Source organism: Peribacillus sp. NPDC076916, assembly GCF_050269675.1.
Lineage (GTDB): Bacteria > Bacillota > Bacilli > Bacillales > DSM-1321 > Peribacillus > Peribacillus aracenensis.
On the sequence record NZ_JBNNIU010000013.1, the window covers coordinates 40,070 to 58,003 of the forward strand.

Annotated in this window: 14 protein-coding genes and 1 pseudogene; 5 read left to right on the top strand and 10 right to left on the bottom strand. The window is 35.9% G+C overall.

The features are described from left to right. Nucleotides 1-154: 154 nt before the first annotated feature. From ACQKFG_RS23750 to ACQKFG_RS23775, 6 genes and pseudogenes are all read right to left on the bottom strand, one after another. On the bottom strand, nucleotides 155-1,135 hold the full coding sequence (locus tag ACQKFG_RS23750; RefSeq protein ID WP_427563423.1) for a DMT family transporter: 981 nt from the start codon (nucleotides 1,133-1,135) through the stop codon (nucleotides 155-157). Nucleotides 1,136-2,068: 933 nt separating this feature from the next. After that, nucleotides 2,069-2,530 (bottom strand): annotated as a pseudogene (locus ACQKFG_RS23755) (peptidase dimerization domain-containing protein); the annotation flags it as partial. Between the two features lie 805 nt (nucleotides 2,531-3,335). Beyond that, complete coding sequence (locus ACQKFG_RS23760; protein WP_427563425.1) at nucleotides 3,336-4,568, bottom strand: M20 family metallo-hydrolase; 1,233 nt, start codon at nucleotides 4,566-4,568, stop codon at nucleotides 3,336-3,338. A 16-nt stretch (nucleotides 4,569-4,584) separates the two neighbouring features. Continuing rightward, nucleotides 4,585-5,343 carry an IclR family transcriptional regulator gene (locus ACQKFG_RS23765; protein ID WP_427563427.1) on the bottom strand — a complete coding sequence of 253 codons (759 nt, stop codon included), beginning with the start codon at nucleotides 5,341-5,343 and terminating at the stop codon, nucleotides 4,585-4,587. Next, nucleotides 5,336-5,986 (bottom strand): AroM family protein, encoded by a 651-nt coding sequence (locus tag ACQKFG_RS23770; protein ID WP_427563429.1) that lies wholly within the window; start codon nucleotides 5,984-5,986, stop codon nucleotides 5,336-5,338. The genes ACQKFG_RS23765 and ACQKFG_RS23770 overlap by 8 nt, the downstream gene beginning before the upstream one ends. 504 nt (nucleotides 5,987-6,490) lie before the next feature. After that, nucleotides 6,491-6,991 (bottom strand): hypothetical protein, encoded by a 501-nt coding sequence (locus ACQKFG_RS23775; protein ID WP_427563431.1) that lies wholly within the window; start codon nucleotides 6,989-6,991, stop codon nucleotides 6,491-6,493. Nucleotides 6,992-7,949: 958 nt separating this feature from the next. Between ACQKFG_RS23775 and ACQKFG_RS23780 the strand changes: the two genes are divergently transcribed. The 5 genes from ACQKFG_RS23780 (at nucleotide 7,950) to ACQKFG_RS23800 (ending at nucleotide 12,634) form a co-directional block, all read left to right on the top strand. Continuing rightward, nucleotides 7,950-8,681, top strand: coding sequence for an IclR family transcriptional regulator (locus tag ACQKFG_RS23780; protein WP_427563433.1), 732 nt, complete (start codon nucleotides 7,950-7,952; stop codon nucleotides 8,679-8,681). A gap of 15 nt (nucleotides 8,682-8,696) precedes the next feature. Next, nucleotides 8,697-10,058: a dihydroorotase gene (locus ACQKFG_RS23785; RefSeq protein WP_427563435.1), complete on the top strand. Its 1,362-nt coding sequence runs from the start codon at nucleotides 8,697-8,699 to the stop codon at nucleotides 10,056-10,058. A 17-nt stretch (nucleotides 10,059-10,075) separates the two neighbouring features. Then, a complete protein-coding gene (locus ACQKFG_RS23790; RefSeq protein WP_427563437.1) occupies nucleotides 10,076-10,276 on the top strand; it encodes a DUF3311 domain-containing protein in 201 nt (66 codons plus the stop codon). Next, nucleotides 10,273-11,739: a sodium:solute symporter family protein gene (locus ACQKFG_RS23795; RefSeq protein ID WP_427563439.1), complete on the top strand. Its 1,467-nt coding sequence runs from the start codon at nucleotides 10,273-10,275 to the stop codon at nucleotides 11,737-11,739. Before ACQKFG_RS23790 ends, ACQKFG_RS23795 begins: the two co-directional genes overlap by 4 nt. Nucleotides 11,740-11,989: 250 nt before the next feature. Beyond that, nucleotides 11,990-12,634 (top strand): YczE/YyaS/YitT family protein, encoded by a 645-nt coding sequence (locus ACQKFG_RS23800; RefSeq protein ID WP_427563441.1) that lies wholly within the window; start codon nucleotides 11,990-11,992, stop codon nucleotides 12,632-12,634. A gap of 1,481 nt (nucleotides 12,635-14,115) precedes the next feature. Here the strand turns inward: ACQKFG_RS23800 and ACQKFG_RS23805 are convergent. The 4 genes from ACQKFG_RS23805 to ACQKFG_RS23820 all read right to left on the bottom strand — a co-directional run bounded on the left by ACQKFG_RS23805 (nucleotide 14,116) and on the right by ACQKFG_RS23820 (nucleotide 17,933). Beyond that, nucleotides 14,116-14,604, bottom strand: a complete 489-nt coding sequence (locus ACQKFG_RS23805) for a hypothetical protein (protein ID WP_427563443.1) — start codon at nucleotides 14,602-14,604, stop codon at nucleotides 14,116-14,118. A gap of 390 nt (nucleotides 14,605-14,994) precedes the next feature. After that, the gene (locus ACQKFG_RS23810; RefSeq protein WP_427563445.1) at nucleotides 14,995-15,837 is read right to left on the bottom strand and encodes a conjugal transfer protein TrbL family protein; all 843 of its coding nucleotides are present in this window, start codon (nucleotides 15,835-15,837) and stop codon (nucleotides 14,995-14,997) included. Nucleotides 15,838-15,850: 13 nt separating this feature from the next. Further along, the gene (locus ACQKFG_RS23815; RefSeq protein ID WP_427563447.1) at nucleotides 15,851-16,342 is read right to left on the bottom strand and encodes a hypothetical protein; all 492 of its coding nucleotides are present in this window, start codon (nucleotides 16,340-16,342) and stop codon (nucleotides 15,851-15,853) included. 1 nt (nucleotide 16,343) lies between these two features. Continuing rightward, nucleotides 16,344-17,933, bottom strand: a complete 1,590-nt coding sequence (locus ACQKFG_RS23820) for a VirD4-like conjugal transfer protein, CD1115 family (protein WP_427563449.1) — start codon at nucleotides 17,931-17,933, stop codon at nucleotides 16,344-16,346. Nucleotide 17,934: the final 1 nt, after the last annotated feature.

A 17,934-nucleotide genomic window follows, 5' to 3' on the forward strand; every position in this document is an offset into this window, starting at 1 on the left:
AAAATAAGGGGGCTTTTATCAAAGTTTCCTTTTTAGGTTATCCTTTACTAATAACGACCTTACAGAACGGGCGATATTATTGAAGAAAATTAATGTATTGCTAAGGCATCCTTCCAGCTCGTTGTCTTAAACCCCTCTTCATTAGATATACTAATTACCTATTTGACTCTTTTAGATTTCCTGAAACGAGAATAGAACCGAAAAGTACGATTACCGCGCCTATTACAAAGTGTAAGCTAACTGGAGTACCTATAAATATAATTTCGGTTACGATAGCCCAAAAAACATAAGTATTGTTAAGAGACTGACCTCTAGCAGCACCGATTAAATTAATGGACATGTAGTATAAAGAATAATTAGCAGCCCCTAATAAACCTGCAATGACTATTAACCATACTATCTTTGATGATGCTGCTTCAAGTACTAAAGGATAGCCATGAATAAATGATACAATAAATAGCCCATAACATAGTGCAGAGGTCATCTGTCTTATATTAATGGCATATAGGGGAACGACCTCTTTTCCTTTCATTCCCCAAGCACCGATTACCCCTTCTAGCCCCCAAAATATGGCGGCCCCTAATGAAAACAATATTCCAATGAAAAAGTGACTATCGACGTTAAACTTCGATGGCATATATGCTAATATAATCACTCCGATGATACTTAAAACAACACCGAACCAAGTTCTTCTGTTCATTTTTTCCTTCAAAAAAGTGAAAGCCAGCACAGCTCCTATACCAGGAAATATAGAGGAAATACTTGCGGCATAAGTTGCTCCTAAATATTGAATTCCGAGAAAATAAAAGGTCATTGCCAAAGGTCCGCCTGACAATGCCCCTAAAACTAAAATCGCACCACTCTTTGTTTTAAACAACTTTAATACATTAATATATTCACCTTTTACAATCATGAATAAGGATACCCATAAAGCAGAGAAAAAGTCATGCATGAAAGCGGCTATAATTGGTGCAAGTACAATCTCCTGTTTAAAAGGTGAACTTGCGATTATAACGCCAATTACCACTGTATCTATTCCCCAAGCAACAGCTGAAGTAGCCCCTAGGCCTATACCCATTCGAGCTTTTTTAATACATTTTACATTCATTAGCTCAACCTCTTTTTCAAAATTCACTTCCCCGGAAGCCAGCAAAATGAAGAAACATCTTTATTTTAAAATGTAATGAATAATATCACTCAGTTATCGATCAAACCACATAAAGTTCAGATATTTTAGATTCATTGTGTGGTTAGGACTTAGAAACAGGTCACCTTACTACTCCCAGCTAGCAGTGATTATACATGTTCTTTTGCTTATCCCTTTTCGGTGTCAGCTGTCAATGTATATTTAATTTGGCCATCTAGAATAGAGTTTATTCGTCTTCAAGCAAAGCAATATTAAACTCAAATGCCTTCTGAAGTCCCTTTTCCCTGATAGAGATTAGCCTGTACCTCACCAAAAATAAATATCAGACAGAGAAAAAGATTCTTATATGTTCAATGAAGAAAGGGGAAAAATGAATGTAAAACCTTAATCTAGCTGTTATGGATTCCCCAGCTTCTCGAAATTCCTTGGAAACTTAGGGTAGTACGTATAAAAAATATCGAGGAAATGGGGTTGCGGGAATGCTAAACGACGATAATTTTTGTGTAACTTTAATGGATAGCAAGGGAGTCCATTATCTGAATGCTTTCCACAATGAATCCATCCAGGAATGAAGAGCAGGTGAACAAGAGCCACAATGTTTGAAGGAAGATGTATATGTGAGGAAAGCATGCAAACAGGTTTTGCAAATAAAATAACTTTAAGCCGAACAAATCATCTGTGAGGTGGAAGTGATGCAAATGCTGAACAAAGGACAACTTCAAGAAGGGGTGAAGTCTGTCCAAAGCGAGATTGAACTTAACTTATACATAAATTATTTGGAGTAACCACATAATTCATAGATGAAAAGGATTTTGAGATTCTATGTTTCTAACAGGTCATATTTGCACCAGAACCTTTTAATCATACCCAGATGTCTTTTTGATACCCAAAACTCATTTTTATTCATTTCAGGAATGCTGCTTTTTCAAGGTAGTAGGCAAAATCTTCTGAAGGTGGCTGTGGGAGTGTTTCCAAAATAGCTTCAACTTCTGGTATGGATGCATGTTCTAGAGCTTGACGTACATGTTCAGTTACTTCAGGATCATTATATAGAACAGGATAGTCATTGATATATTCAAGAATAGATTTTACTCCATATGATTTTTCTAATCCTTCCGCAAAGATACGCACTTGTGTTTGTATGATTTCTCGAGTCTCAGGAGACATTGTTCGAACATCTCCTTCAATTGTAACTGCATCTTTGATTACATTGAATGTACCTTTTCCATCAAAATTACCAATGGTAATCGAAGCTGTATCAAATGGGTTGATACGGCGGCTAACGATTGTTTGTACATTCATGACGAATGAACTTGCTGCAACAATGGCATCATTTGCTAGATGTGGAGAGGATCCATGTCCACCTTTACCTTGAATAACTAATAGGGTTTCCTGCCCTCCGAACGTTTAACGGATATGGAAGGTAATACTTTAGCTCATCTTCTTTTGGACTTCCCAGTGCGTTAGGTGTTTGACTGGTTCTCTTGAAGCTGCAGCTTCTTGTTTACCTTCCATTTTTGTGGCTGTATTACGATGCGGGGAAGTTTGCTTTTCTGGCTCAAGTCCCCCCTCTACAGCAGCGAAACACAATCCACCGAATACCTGATGCTGGGAGCAAAAACTTCATAATAACAAACGGAACCCCATAACAAGCTAAGGCCAATTAAACCCCATATAAACGTAACAAGTTGTTCACCTATTTGCTTATTAGGGCAAACTTTGATAGGGAATTTCATAGAAAATCTTGCTAATAAATTGAACTAATAATTTTTTCATCTGACAAAATCTATGAACGATATAAGGCTTGAGGACTTTTAATTTATCTTAGTCTCTTAGTAGGTAAATCTAACGGCTATCATATTACTTTCTTCTATATGAATTTGGAAATGGATAATTTATTTATACAACTCCTCCTTGATATTATATGTATTCTATGCAAACACCCGTTTTTCTTAGTATAGATACTTTTCTAACAGGATTAAATTAAGTACTCTCCTATGTTAAAAATGCATCTTTTAAAGTAATAAACGTTGGTTTGACTGTCGAAAATATTCAAGTGCCCCACCGGCGGGGAGGGTAACTGACCGGTTACTAACATGAATTTTTCTTGCCTCTCACAATAAATGCATTTACCTAAACAACAAAAAAACCATTAATCATTTAATAATGAAAAATGGTTTTTAAAAACCTATTTTGAAAATTCCAGAACACCATTTAACATTGCCTTTGCTCCTAAATATAAATCTTCTTTCTCTGCCCATTCTTCTGGACAGTGACTTCTACCATCTTTACATGGTATGAATATCATCCCTACTGGTGCTAACAATGACATTTGATTTGCATCGTGACCTGCTCCACTTGGTAATTCAATCACTTTATCAGTTATAGATCTACATGATTTATTTAATAAATTTTTAATTTCATCCCTTACTACTATTGATTTAGAACGAGAAATATTTTCAGTCCTCACTTTAACATTTCTCTTATCTGCTATTGAATTAACCTTTAATAAAAATTCATTGGCTACTTTGTCAATAACGTCTTCAGAAATACTACGAATTTCAACTGCAAATTCTACTTTACCAGGGACCACATTCGAAGCGTTAGGGAAATTATTAAATACGCCAACAGTTCCAACAACAGGCTGCTCAAATTTCTCATTGGCCTCTTTTTCCAAAGAAAGTGTCATTTCAGATGCTGCTGTTAGCGCATCATTTCTCATATCCATTGGTGTTGTTCCAGAATGATTTGGTATTCCATCTACAGAAACCTTATAGCGCTGAATTCCTACAATCCCTGTCACAACTCCTAAATTGGCATTCTTTTTTAATAACACAGGTCCTTGTTCAATGTGCAATTCTAGGTATAAAGCGATTGAATCTTTCTCTTTTTTACACTTGTGTATTTCTTTCGGGTTTCCCCCCGCATATGATATAGCGTCTGTTAATGATTGCCCTTCAGAATTGGTGTAAGACAGCATTTCCTCTGTTAAATTACCAGACCACGCACGACTCCCAACTGTAGATAGCCCGTATTCAGATGGTTCTTCAGCGGTAAAATCGACAATTTCAACCGTATGTTTAATTGGAATATTTTGTTCCTTTAATGATCTTACAATCTCTAAACCTACTAGAACACCAGCGATTCCATCAAATCTTCCGCCATTTGGAACGGTATCCGTATGAGAACCAATAACAATAGGAGGCAGATTAGGTTCTGTTCCAATTAATCGCCCAATTACATTAGATGCTTCATCCACTTCTACTTCTAAACCTATATCTCTCATTTGATTTATCAACCATTCTCGACCTTCATTATACTTTGCAGTAAAGGACCTTCTTGTCCAAGGTTGCTGCTCAATAGTTATTGCCGCTAATTCATGAATTGTTCCCCATAATCTTTCCTTGTTTATTAATTCCATTTCTTCACCTCATTAATTATTTCAATAATAAAGACATCTTACTTGATGCGTCTAAAACTTTTTTTGCAAAGTCATTTATTATTTCTTCCGTGAATTTTTGACTTATTCCTAATATGCTTACAGATCCTATGATTTTTCCGGTTTTTGAGAATATAGGTGCTGCAACTGCACTGATGCCTAAATCTAATTCCCCGTGACTAACTGCAAAACCATTCTTCTTTATTTCTATTAATTCTTTTTCAAGTATTCTCACTGATACTATTGTGGAATCTGTAAACTTTTCTAATTCCTTTCCATTTATGATAGTATCTATCTTTGGTTGAGGAATAAAAGCCAAAACTACTTTCCCAGATGCTGCAGCGTGCAAAGGGGAATATCTTCCAATGATATGGGTGACATGTACGGATTCATGACTATCTATTTTATCAATACATTCCACTTTTTCATCTACTAGAACAGATAGTGTCACGGTCTCTGCACATTGTTTAGATAATTTTTCTAGTTCGGACCTTAATATACGCTGCAAAGCTTCGTTTTGATCAAAACGATCAACAATTATATTAAATTCCTCAACTCGTAAGCTATAATCACCATTGTCTTGTTGGAAAACAAAGCCTCTTTTTTGTAAGGTTTTTAATACTCTGAACATGGTTGATTTATTTATATTCATTTCCTTCGATAATTCTCCAATGGATATTGGTCTGTTTATTATCGATAGATACGTTATTACTTGTAACCCTTTATCTAAAGTTGATAGTATATCCTGACTACTCATTTGTAATATCCTTAACTTTTTTAACAACTAAATCTTGAGCGTTATAGCAAGTACAATGATGTTCTTTTTCAATTTCATCTACCAATTCATATTCATACCCATAGCAATCCAAAATTACATGGTTTGAATTATACAAATTAATCTCCCTGTTTATTTCATCCAGTACACTTTCAGATTTAGGATGAACAGCTACAAAATGTTTTTTTCCCTCCACACTGTCCCATTTAATTTTTGCTGATTCCAACTGTTCCTTAATAGGGACAAATATTATTGTTGTATCATTATGCTTTATATCTTGTACCTTTTCCTTCATTTCATTAATTGGATAAATTATTTCAGTTTGATTAGATGTACATTTAAATTCGCTCATACATAGCAGCGCAATGGCCTCAGAAGAATCCGCATATTCTTTTATTAATTTTCCAACTTTTTGTTCAATAATTTCGTGATTAATATTCGCCATTCCATTTTTCAGTACGACGTATAATTTTTCTTCACCAGACAGTTTTTCTAACATATTAATTTCATCTAGAGAAACTTTATCAAGTGCACCAATTAGTTGAACATCCATAACACCTCCTAAATTAAACGCTTTCATCAAGTCATGTCTAGGAGTCTGACCAATTGTAATTAAAGTAATCATTATATCCCACCAATTTTATTCATTGTTTCTAATATAGAAACCTGCATTTCTATATTATGAATAGTAAGAATATTACCTAATGTAGATTACATTGTCAATTTACTGAAATAAAATAAAAATTTAAAATGCACAAAATGGCCTGTAATCGTAATTAAACATGAAAAGTGTTGCAGAATGTTTTTTCGCGTTCTGAAAGGAAGTAGGTAATGACTTAATTTAATTCATTAGGAGGTGACAGGCAGTTCAAAAAACGACACATCTATCGCGAAAAGTCGGAATAAAACGCCCAAGAATCATGGAGTCGTGACCCGCACCGCTTGGCAAAAGAATAGGTTTAATGCTGTTTGGCCTGGACAGATTTCTTTAATTTCAGCATCAATTTTTCACTAACTGGCAAGGGTTCGTTTCTGATGATTTCGTTGCACTTCAATTCTAGCCTGTGTTTTTTGGAGATGCTTATTGCCGTATTTATTACTAATACGATACAACGATGGCGACAGCAGTTTAACTCACCAGCCCTGGAAGAGATTGAATGGCGTAAACAAGTTCTCCTAATGCTGCAAGAGCATCTTTTCTATGATACATCAGAGTGCTTACTGCATGTCTAGCGGTTCCCAGATAGGTGATTTCCAGCCAGCTTGGACCAGCAATGCCATTAACAATGCCAACAGGTATACCGCAACTTTCAAGTTGAAATCCCTGTTCAATATGAATTTCATTAAACGCCTCCACCTCCCCTAACTCTCGTCTAGCAGAAGCAAATTGTTCATAGGAAAGGCTGACCTGGCTAAGTACTTGCTCAAAACTGCTACCTTTATAATCAGTTAACGCCTTTTGTTTCTCACGATTCCTACCATTGCACGCCTTCCGGTAAAACCGTTTAAATCTCGCTCCTTCTACGTCAGTGAAAATAACCACCTCGTTAGGAACGTTCCGGTAGATAACTTGTTTCTTTCCGCGCTTCAACCACTTCAATCGCAGCCAATACACCCAACGTACCGTCAAAATGCCCTCCATTGGGTAAGGCCTATATGCAATTATGATAAAAGAATAGGGAGATTTTTATCTCTGCCTTCGAATCTTCCAAACACGTTACCGGCCCCATCCTCCTTTATCTCCATCCCCGCTTCCGCCATCCATTTCATCACAATTAGTTTTGCTTGTTTCTCTTCTTTTGAAAAACCGATACGGTTAGAACCCCCGGATTCGGTACAACCAATTTCTGATAAAATGGAATCCGAATTGCTTTAAGCGTTTTCCACTAACCCCTGACCGATCTAGATAAATATCATTATAGTTTTTAATCAATTGGGCGCAGATTTCTTTTGCTTTCGTTGTATTCACATTCATCATTCCCCATTTCTATCACATTCTTATTGGACTGCTGAATATTAACGATTACCTTATGGTTGTAATAAAAGTACGGAAATATTGGATTTTTTGTTCAGAGAGTTTCCAAAAAAACAAGGTAATTTATTGGTTAGCATATTAAAATCAGAGCTTAAAACAATCATTTTTGAAGTACTCCTATACATTATCCAAGTCACCTAACAGATAACCAATGAAAAGCCGAAGGATAAAACACAAATGAAATTCCACGAATTAGTGTGATTCACAAGGTCACTCTAGTCTGTATTTAAAACATCAAAATCAACTTATCATCTACTCCTGACCTACCAATTTCGTTGGGGAGATGTATTCTTATCGTTGTTAATAGAATTTATCAAATTATCACCAAATTCATTTGGTTCATTATGGATTTCCCTAATTGTACCGGTAGTGAGTGAAAAAGAAGATTCAATATGTACACTACAAGTTCACTTTTGTTATGAAATGAAATTAATAAAGCGCTTGCAAGATCCGTTTAGATAATATATATTTATCAATATTAGATAACGCATTATCTAATATTGATAATGATTCATTAAAATTGTCTCATTATTTTGTGAAAGGAGGGATTATAGTGAGTGCAGAAAAAACTTTAGAAATTTTGGAACAGTTTGATTTTGAAACAAGAACACTTTCTGTTCCTGAACTAGCGGCTAAATTACAACAACCGCAAAGTTCAGTATATAGACATATGAGGATTCTAAAAGAAAAAGGGTATATTATTGAACATTCTCCGGGATTGTATAGTTTGGGATATGTTTTCTTAAAGTTAGCTAAAATTGTGAAAATGGATATTGATCTACCTGTAATATCACAAGAAGCAATGAGGGAATTGACAAGGTCCACAGGAGAAACATCCATTTTATTAGTACATTCGAATTTACAAGCTGTTTGTTTAGCAGCCGTTCCATCAGGGCATCCAATAAAAGTCTCTTCTGAACAAGGAAATATTGTTCCTATTTACGGTGGTGCTTCCTCTAAAGCTCTATTGGCATATATGGGTGATCAGATTGTTGAGGATATTTTCAAAAGAGGAATTGTAAAAAAACATACTAAAAAAACTATTCTAGATTTGGACGAAATGTTAAATCATTTAGAGAACATCCGTCAGAAGGGTTATTCATTTTCAGATAGTGAAATTGACGAGGGAGTTATATCTTATGGCATGCCGATATTTGACAGTGATAATAAACCAGTTGCTTCTTTAAGTATTGCAGGCCCAAAGGAAAGAATGGAGAAAAAAGAGAAGAATGAAATTGTAAGTGCAATGAAAAAAGCAGTTGAAAAAATAGAGAATCAATTATAAAAGGAGTTTTTAATTATGAACAAAGTAGATAGCATTATAAAAGGGAAAATTGTGTTGAAAGATAAAGTAATCAAAGGTGAAGTGGGAATTACAGAAGGGAAAATAGTTAGTATTCATGAAGAATCAGGAAATCTAGATTCTGAAAATATTAAGGACTTTGGTGATTCATATGTATTTCCAGGAACGATTGATGTACATGTGCACTGCTTTAGTAATCCCGATGAAGGATTTGTTACCACTAGTACATCAGCAGCAGCAGGTGGTATTACAACATTTTTAGATATGCCGTATGACCTACCTAATCCAATTAATAATGTTGATCAATTCAAAAAGAAAGTTGAACAGTTAGAAAAAGAAGCAGTTGTAGATATTTGTTTATGGGGAACGATTTCAAAAACGGGTGGAACCGATCAGATTATTCCTTTAGCAGAAGCAGGTGCTGTTGCATTTAAGATGTCTACCTTTGAAACTGATGAGTATCGTTTTCCAAGAATTTCGGATCCTGAAATATTAAGGGCAATGAAACTAATTGAGGAGACAGGTCTTCGAGCAGCTTTTCATTCGGAAAACGATGAAATAATCGTAGATATGATTGATCAATATCAGAAAGATGGAAAGGTTTACCCCAAAGCACATAACGAGACTCGTCCGCCAGTTACGGAAACAAGTGCAGTATTGAAGTTATTGGAATTTGCGTATTGGACTAATGTAAAACTTCATATTGTTCATGTTAGTCATCCGAGAACAATAGATATGATTAATCTATTCAAAGCTCAAGGAGTAAAAGTGTCTTGTGAAACATGTTATCCATATTTATTAATGGATGTGGATGATTTGGATAAATATGGGCCTATTGCTAAAAATAATCCTCCTTTAAGAGAAAAAGAAGAAGTTCGAGGTTTGTGGAAACATATCAAAGAAGGAAACATAGATTTAATATCCTCTGATCATGCTCCATGGGGTGCAGAACAAAAAACTAAAGGAAACGATAATATTTTCCTTGCTTCGTCGGGGTTGCCTGGTGTTGAGATTATGACACCGTTAATGTTTAATAGTACAGTTTCAAATGGTGAATTATCCCCCAATGACTTTGCAAATTTAATGTCTACTCATCCAGCAGAAGTATTCTCTATACCTGGAAAAGGTCAAATCAGTATTGGATATGATGCGGACTTCACTGTAATTGACCCAAATCAAAAAACAGTTATTGATCAACAATCATTTAAATCTTACTCGAAATTAACGCCATTTGATGGACAAGAGTTAAATTGTAAAGTTATTTCTACAATTGTACGTGGAGAAGAAGTTTTCGATGGGGAAAATGTAACTAAAAGCCCTGGATACGGTAAATTTATTGCCGGATCAGCAGCAACATAATTGAAGGGGGATGTAATATGAAAGTATATTACTTATTAGCCATATTACCATTTATAGCAATTTTAGGCGGGGCTGCTTTTGTAAATAAAGTTGAACCATATGTATTAGGTATACCATTTTTCTTGTTTTGGATAATACTTTGGGCGATTCTGTGTTCAATGATCATGTTCGTTATTTATCGTTTAGATCCTATAAATAAGGAGAATGAGGAAGAATGAATACAGCGCTGTTAATTATCACCTTATTTTTAATTATTAGTATAACATTGGGACTTTTAGCCAAACGTGGGAAAGATATGAGTATGGAACAATGGGCCATAGGTGGTCGTGGCTTTGGAGGGATATTTGTATTCCTACTATTAGCCGGCGAAACCTATTCAGTTTTTACATTGCTAGGAACGAGTGGTTTAGCATTTAATAATGGTGCAGCAGCTTTTTATTTATTAGCTTTTACTGCTCTAGGAACAATAACGTCATATTGGATATTACCTCCTATTTGGAAATATGCCAAAGAAAATAACGTAGTATCTCAATCCCAATTCTTCTCAAAAAAATATAATAGTACAGGACTTGGAGTATTTGTTGCGGTGGTAGGTGTAGTTGCTCTAATCCCGTATATCACGTTACTCTTTAAATCAATGGGAATATTAGTCGAAGCAACATCATACGGAGCTATCTCTTCGAATGTAGCCGTATGGGTGGGAATGTTTGCATTGTTAGTTTACGTTATGGTTTCAGGAATACATGGATCGGCATGGACTTCTGTAGTTAAAGATTTCTTAATATTCTTTGTTATCTTATTTTTGGGAATTTATTTACCAATCCACTACCACGGAAGTTTTGGGGGATTATTTCAAGCGGTTAGTGAAGTTAAGCCTCAAGCGTTAAACCTGCCAGAGAAAGGATTAAGTGTTCCATGGTTTGTCTCAACTGTTGCAATAAGTGCATTTGCGTACTTTATGTGGCCTCATAATGCACCTACAATATTTGCCTCTAAAAACGCAAAAGCTTTTCGATTAAATGCAGTATTGCTTCCGATATACGCTATTATGGTGTTATTTGTTTACTTTGTTGGATATACAGCAATTGTTGAGCTTCCTGATTTAAAAAATGGAGACTTTGCCATGTTAGAACTTTCAATGAAAACTTTTGATCCATGGTTTGTCGGTATTATAGGTGCAACAGGATTGTTAGCAACGCTAGTTCCAGGATCGATGATGTTAATGTCAGCGGCAACAATGATTACGACCAACGTGATAGAACCGCTAAAGCCTAATATTTCTGATAAAAATAAAGCTGTCTATGCAAAAGGTTTTGTCGTTTTGTTATCATTAGTTTGTGCATTTTTCTCAATGAGTGAAAGTAATACGTTGGCTACTTTATATTTGACTTCATTCAGTTTAATTACTCAAATGGCTCCTTCATTGTATTTAAGCTTAAGTAAGAACAATCCGATTACAAAATATGGTTCTGGCTTTGGAATGTTTATAGGTGTAGCGATCGTTATTTACGTAACATTTACTAAAACAACAATGGCAATATTATTTCCTTCACTTCCAGTTATGATTCAAGATTTAAATATTGGAATAATAGCACTAGCTGCCAATATTGTTGTTATGTTTATAGTAAGTTTTTTCACAAAGAAACAATCATTTGATTCGTCTGTGATGAAAATTTCTTAATAGCTTGAAGAAGGAAAGTTTTTAAACAGGTCTAGTTACGATCATATCCCTATTTGTAAAAGTATACATGCTTTTTTCACTTCTTAATTTCTCTCACAAAATAGATGTATATAAATCTATAAAGTTGGTGAAACTAGTAAAGTGTTCTCCCGATAGTTGAAAATCCTTTGCTCCTGATGAGTAAAGGATTACTTTTTTTGACGAGTTTCTTCCATTAAAGTAGATATATATAAGATGTAGAGGTGAAGAGATGGAATTGCGGCTATTACGGTATTTTATTTTTTTTCTTGGATTAACTTTCTTTGGATTAGGGAATGCGATTGCGGTGAATGTTCAATCCTTGGGGCTGCATCCATGGGAGGTTTTAAACGTCGCCCTGTTCGAACGGTTCGGGTTCACAATTGGGACGTGGAGTGTCATGTGTGGTTTAGTACTTGTGTTGATCGCCTTTGTCGTGGATAGGAAGTATATTAATATTGGTACCTTTCTAAATGCCTTGTCAATCGGCCCGATCATGGATTTCTTTTTGCACCTCAACATTCTTCCTCATGAAACGGAGTATTGGTGGTTGAATATACTCATCTTGTTGATGGGTATCATCATAACCGGAATTGGCGGAGGAATCTATGTGGCTGCGGGAATCGGGGCTGGTCCTAGGGATGGTTTCATGCTTTCCGTTTCGGAAAAAACCGGGTTATCGGTCAGTTGGGCAAGAATTGTTGTCGAGAGCCTCATCTTAATTATCGGGTTCATCCTTGGAGGTCCAGTGTTTATTATGACGTTTGCATATACCTTTATTCAAAGCCCGATCTTTCAGTTTTCCATGAAGCTGATGCGTTCCTTTATCGCTAGTTTGAAGCAGAAGCGAAAGGGACAATTTGAGATTCCGTTATAATTGGAAGGAGGATGTCCTTTGGTCACCTCCTTTTGTGCTTTTATTCCACTAACGGGAGCGTTTGTGGAATAAGAGTTATTTTTAACACCGTCCGTATAATTGGATCGGTGTTTTTTCTTTTATAAATACAGGCATACTCCTTGTAAAAAGGAGAGTTGCTACAATTGGCGATTGTCCATGGTAAGCGGACCGAAGGGAGCATTAGGGAATGGTCCCATATCAGCCCACCTGTAAAGAATTCATGGACCCATTAAAACACTAGACTTTGCCTAATGTTTTTACGATACAACTTAGCACGAATTCACTTGCTACTTAAAGAAAAAAGTAAAAAATAATGGTTAGATACTTACTTATTGCAAATTCAGTAGACACAAACAATGAAAGGCCTTTGTTCCTCGCCTATTTCCCAAGGTTGATTGCAGGGGTATTCTTATGATTTATAACAAATTAAAAATAATTGTGAATAAAAAATACAATCCAGTGGCATAGTAGTTATAACCTAAGGTTAATCAATAAAACGCAACTATTACCAATGCCCTTGTACCAGCTAAAAAGTTTGTATAGGGGCATTTTGCGTTATTATCTGCCTTTCTTTACACTAAAATAAACCTCTTGGGATCCAAGTGGTTTATCGTCTTTCATGTTTATTGTTTATGTATGATTTTATTCAATTAAAAAAGGATATTTTCTCTAAGCCCTCTTCCGGTATCGGCCCCGCCTACGCCAGATACTATGACAGCCACACATGCCATCCAACCCATTTTTATTATAACAGAAAGCGCTTACATTACCAAGGATTACTAGAAAACATTTTTAGAATTCTTACTCTACGATTTAGTGTTGCTTGGTTGTTCTTCTTAGTAGTTTCTAAGCTTCAATTATACGGGGACCCTTATCATGTATGTATTCGAGTGAGATCCCCCTTCTTAATGCTGATTGTTCCATTAATCTAATTTCATGATACATGGCATCAGACAAAATTCCCTTTTCAATGTTCTTATTTATTTCAAAATAAAACCCAGCTAATAAATCTAACGGTAATTTATCGTAAAGGGAACATTTTTCTTCACCATAAATCACCTCCTAATAAGACCATCCAAAAAAATAGTGTAGATTGAAAGATTTTTTAAAAAGTAAAAACATAATTCGGGTAGCATAAGTAAATGTGGATTTACAATGTTTAGTAAGTTTTAATGATCTCAATGATATGAGGAAGGATCAGGGTGCGCCCAGGGTCGATATTTTCCCAGTGGATTCCTCCCTTTGATAGCTGGAGTAACACAGTAATACGTGTCCAGATTGAACATCCGTACAGACCCATTGTGTCAATCATTAGAACATCGTCTTTGAGTTACTCTATAATTTCTTTCACCAGCCTTTGCGTTTAACTTATTGAAAATGTGTATTAATTATTTGATTGCTCATTCTAGGAATAAACTCCCTTCATCCTTATATACTATTGTTAATCCAAAATTATATCTTCATTTAGATTCACTTTCAGCTTTTTTCACCTGGATCATTTCTTTGATTTTCTCTCTAAATTTCTCATTCGTGAAAATATCCTGTGTGGTTGTTAAGTGTCGCTTGGCATGTCTGGAGAAGTTCGTCGCTGCCAGCCACTGACCACAATATGGACATGGAAGTTGTGCGTCTACTTGCCATTGTGTCGTGACGAATCTATTTGTATTTGATTGATTTCTTTTTACAACCTTTTTGACTACCTCTGTATTCACATTGACTACATCATCATTCATTTTGTATTCGTCCGTGATTGCTAGCTCTCCAGATACCCTTTCATTCCCTGCCATTTCACGTTCTACCAGCAGACAAACCGCTTCACTGATAGATAAATTCAGTTCTTCACAGTAACCTTTGAAATCACCGTACAAACTTTCTGGAATGCGTGCGGTTAATACCTCGGTCTTTTCTCTTCTTCTCCGATTACGTGCAAATTGTTCCAAGTATGTCATGCAATTCCCTCCTAAATCATCTTATTGACTTATTCTGTATTCATCACCATACTTCCTTCAACTCATCCTGTATACAATTCGAATCATAACAAATCACTTTGAAACATTTGTTTTGAATCACCTTGTATACTTGCATTTTAGATTTAAATATATATTCTATCGAGGTAATTTCTAAAATACTTTATAAACAAACCTCACTAGAGCAACAATATAAATTTTTCTCCTGGAATCTATGATGATGGTTCCTTTAAACGCTCATACCGAGTAGTTTTTTTGTTCAAATTACTTATGTATTTCAGAATAAGAACGATGCCCGTTGAATAAGAGAGTATGTAATTCAACACCTTTATTCTGAGGGCAAAATAAAAACGACAATTAAGTCGCCTTTTTCTATCGTTTTAATAAAAATCTTCTAGCTGCTAATTTGGTTGTCCCACCCATTGCCCCCATCATGCCTCTGCCCGAACCAGATGAATACCACATGTTTCTAAGAACGGATGGGCTCTTAATCAAAAGAATGCAGCATCCCATGAGTAATAGAAAATTAAGAAATGTAAGATTTTCATTGATTAATATACTTAAAGCCATAACGAATAAAAAGATTTTGGAAAGGATCGTGACGATCAGACTTAGTAATTCACGCCACCAAACCCCTAAGTATTCATTATCATCGGCAATAACCGACACACATGCCAAAGGGCTTAATAAATATAAAAACATCACGTCCGCGTGAAATATCGCTACTGAAAATAAGAATGCAATGAACGCTAAGGCAAAGACAGCTAACAATATAAGAAGAGCAGCCCCTTGGAAATGAAGTGTTTCAAAGTTTCTGGGTTCTAACATAGCTGCTATTTTTTCCTTACTAACCCTACTTCCTTCCCCAATCATCCAGTTCCCCATATTATAAGCAACTTCTTCTAATAAGATCTTCTGAATGAAAGGCATCGCTGGAATCAGTAGGGCGCTTTTTAACGTATTTACAATCACAGGTCCGTACGCAACGGCATCTCCTGCCGCATTTCTTGACATAACCTCTATAATCTTATATAAAATGATCGTTACAGCTATCGTTGAGGTCAGGGCAAGCAATAGATTATTGACGGATGAAAGGAACTCTACTTCAGCATTTTGCTTCAGTAAAAGATCATTACACATTAACAGAGCCCATTCAATAAAATCCTCTAGCATCCCCTGAATGGCTTCTACAATCTTTTCCTTAAAATCAAACAAATTGATTCACCTCTTATTCAGAATCCTGAACGGTTACGATTTTCCAAACGTCTTCCTGTTTATCTAAGGTAATCAATTTGTGATCAAATCCACTGCGCTCTATATCAAAAGTAAATATCTTCTTTTCTTGGTCAAGTGAAACATCTTTAATTTCTGTATTATGCGTAAATAAAATATTAGATTTTGTTTCTCCATTACTAAGATCTTCAGCCTTATTAAGCGTCAAAAGATAAAGTAACCTCTTTTGATCCTCTACTTCTAAATCTTCTGAGAGAGCAGCCATATTTTTTTCTTTTAACTTCTTCCAAGCGTTTACATTTGCTTCATCACTTGTTTTTGCTTCAGCCACCTTCTCTTGATCCTCAAATGAAGTTAACACACTGTTTATCACTGATGTCGCCTTTTCTTGCTCAACCCGTGGATCAAAGCTTTCACCGCCTCCATTACAAGCAGCCAGTAATAGAAGTAAAATGAATGATGGTATAAACAAAGGTACTTTTTTCAAATTAAGATCCCCCTTTTTTTGATGGATTGGCACTAGAAGTAGCATTCATTTGAGAAAAGAAGCTCATGGCCAGTTTCTCTTGTCTTTCAGCCTCTTTTTCAGCATTTTCGACCTGTTTCTCATACATTTCAACGTCCGCTTTTTCTACTGTTTCTTGCCGTTCCGTTGATTTAACATACTCGTTATATGCCTCTCTTTTCCTTTCAAGCCAATCCAACACCTCTTGTGATGGTTTATTCTGATAATGTAATTGGCTTACACGTAATGAGCTCGTTACATTTGGAAACAGGATATATTGGTAGGCTTTTTTAACCCTTATTGGGTGTTTTCCAGTGATGATTACGATAGCGTCATCTTTATGCATCGTTAAAATTTCATCAACATTCATCAAGTTGCGTGCTGAATAAGAAAAGCTTGAGGAAGAAGACGAACTGGATGATTGTCCTTTTGATTTTGAAATTGAACCAGTTTCCATTTTTGCGGTGGTTTTTCCCATTAACCCTGAAAAGTATTTAGCGGTCGTTTCATTGACATTCCCTAAACAGATTTTTGTTCCACAGTTCCCTAAAATGGATTCTGCTTGTTCCCGGCCATACTTCTCTTGCAATTGAGTGATGCTTTGAACGATGGTAAGTACGCCAATGCCGTAGCCCCGGCAGGTTGCCAAGAATTTTTCATAGTCGGGGAACTTTCCTAAGTTTGGAAATTCATCCAAAATAAAAATCACTGGTTGAGGCAGCTTTGCTCTGTGTTGAGCTCCTACTTTGTATAACTCCTGAAACATTTGGTTAAAAAATAAATTAATTAACCCTTCCCATGTAGAATCCATAACGGGAATAATCACATATAAGGCCATTTTCCTTTTTCCCACATCGCCTAAAAAGAAGTCGGAAAAGCTTGTAAATCGAGAGACCGAACTTGAAGTAAAGTCACCTATCGTCGTAAGTAAGGAAATAATAATATTCGCTCGCGTTTTTTCTTGGGATTTTTTAAATCCCAACTCATAAGCCCTTCTAGCTGGATGTGTTTTTTCCATTCTTAAAAACTGTCCATCTAGCTCACTTGCTCCGTCTTTACTTTCTTCTGGGTCAAATTCCTGTAAGAAATCTAACAATCCCATCATGTTACGTTGTTCGGGTGGTAATTCATGAACGGCGTATAAGATAAGTGCTTTTAACAAACTAAATTGGGCATTGTACCAAAAATCTTTTCGTTTCGGATCATTTTTTGAAGCTATAATGGCATTCGCTACCGTGGAAGCCTGTATTTCCTCTCTAACGTAATCGAAGGGGTTATATCGATCTGAGTATCCCATTTCTGAAAAATTCACCACATGGACTTCATAGCCTTGTCTACGTTTGACTTCGGAAGTTAGTTCATAGACCTCGCCTTTGGGATCCGTTACCACTAAGGAACATTCTTTTTCATGTAACACATTGGGCACAACATACCCTTGAGTTTTGGATGAACCAGGGCCCCCGACTACAAAGTGGTTTCGGTTTGGAAGGTTTGAATCCGTTGGCTGCACAATCACTGAATGGTTTAAAACGCCTGCTATGATCCCATTATTTTTCATATAATCGGAAGCCACG

Excerpts from the sequence above, each read along its gene's own strand:
- ACQKFG_RS23760 (WP_427563425.1), bottom strand. The coding sequence starts at position 4,568 with ATGGAATTAATAAACAAGGAAAGATTATGGGGAACAATTCATGAATTA.
- ACQKFG_RS23765 (WP_427563427.1), bottom strand. The coding sequence starts at position 5,343 with ATGAGTAGTCAGGATATACTATCAACTTTAGATAAAGGGTTACAAGTA.
- ACQKFG_RS23770 (WP_427563429.1), bottom strand. The coding sequence starts at position 5,986 with ATGATTACTTTAATTACAATTGGTCAGACTCCTAGACATGACTTGATG.
- ACQKFG_RS23785 (WP_427563435.1), top strand. The coding sequence starts at position 8,697 with ATGAACAAAGTAGATAGCATTATAAAAGGGAAAATTGTGTTGAAAGAT.
- ACQKFG_RS23790 (WP_427563437.1), top strand. The coding sequence starts at position 10,076 with ATGAAAGTATATTACTTATTAGCCATATTACCATTTATAGCAATTTTA.
- ACQKFG_RS23795 (WP_427563439.1), top strand. The coding sequence starts at position 10,273 with ATGAATACAGCGCTGTTAATTATCACCTTATTTTTAATTATTAGTATA.
- ACQKFG_RS23800 (WP_427563441.1), top strand. The coding sequence starts at position 11,990 with ATGGAATTGCGGCTATTACGGTATTTTATTTTTTTTCTTGGATTAACT.
- ACQKFG_RS23805 (WP_427563443.1), bottom strand. The coding sequence starts at position 14,604 with ATGACATACTTGGAACAATTTGCACGTAATCGGAGAAGAAGAGAAAAG.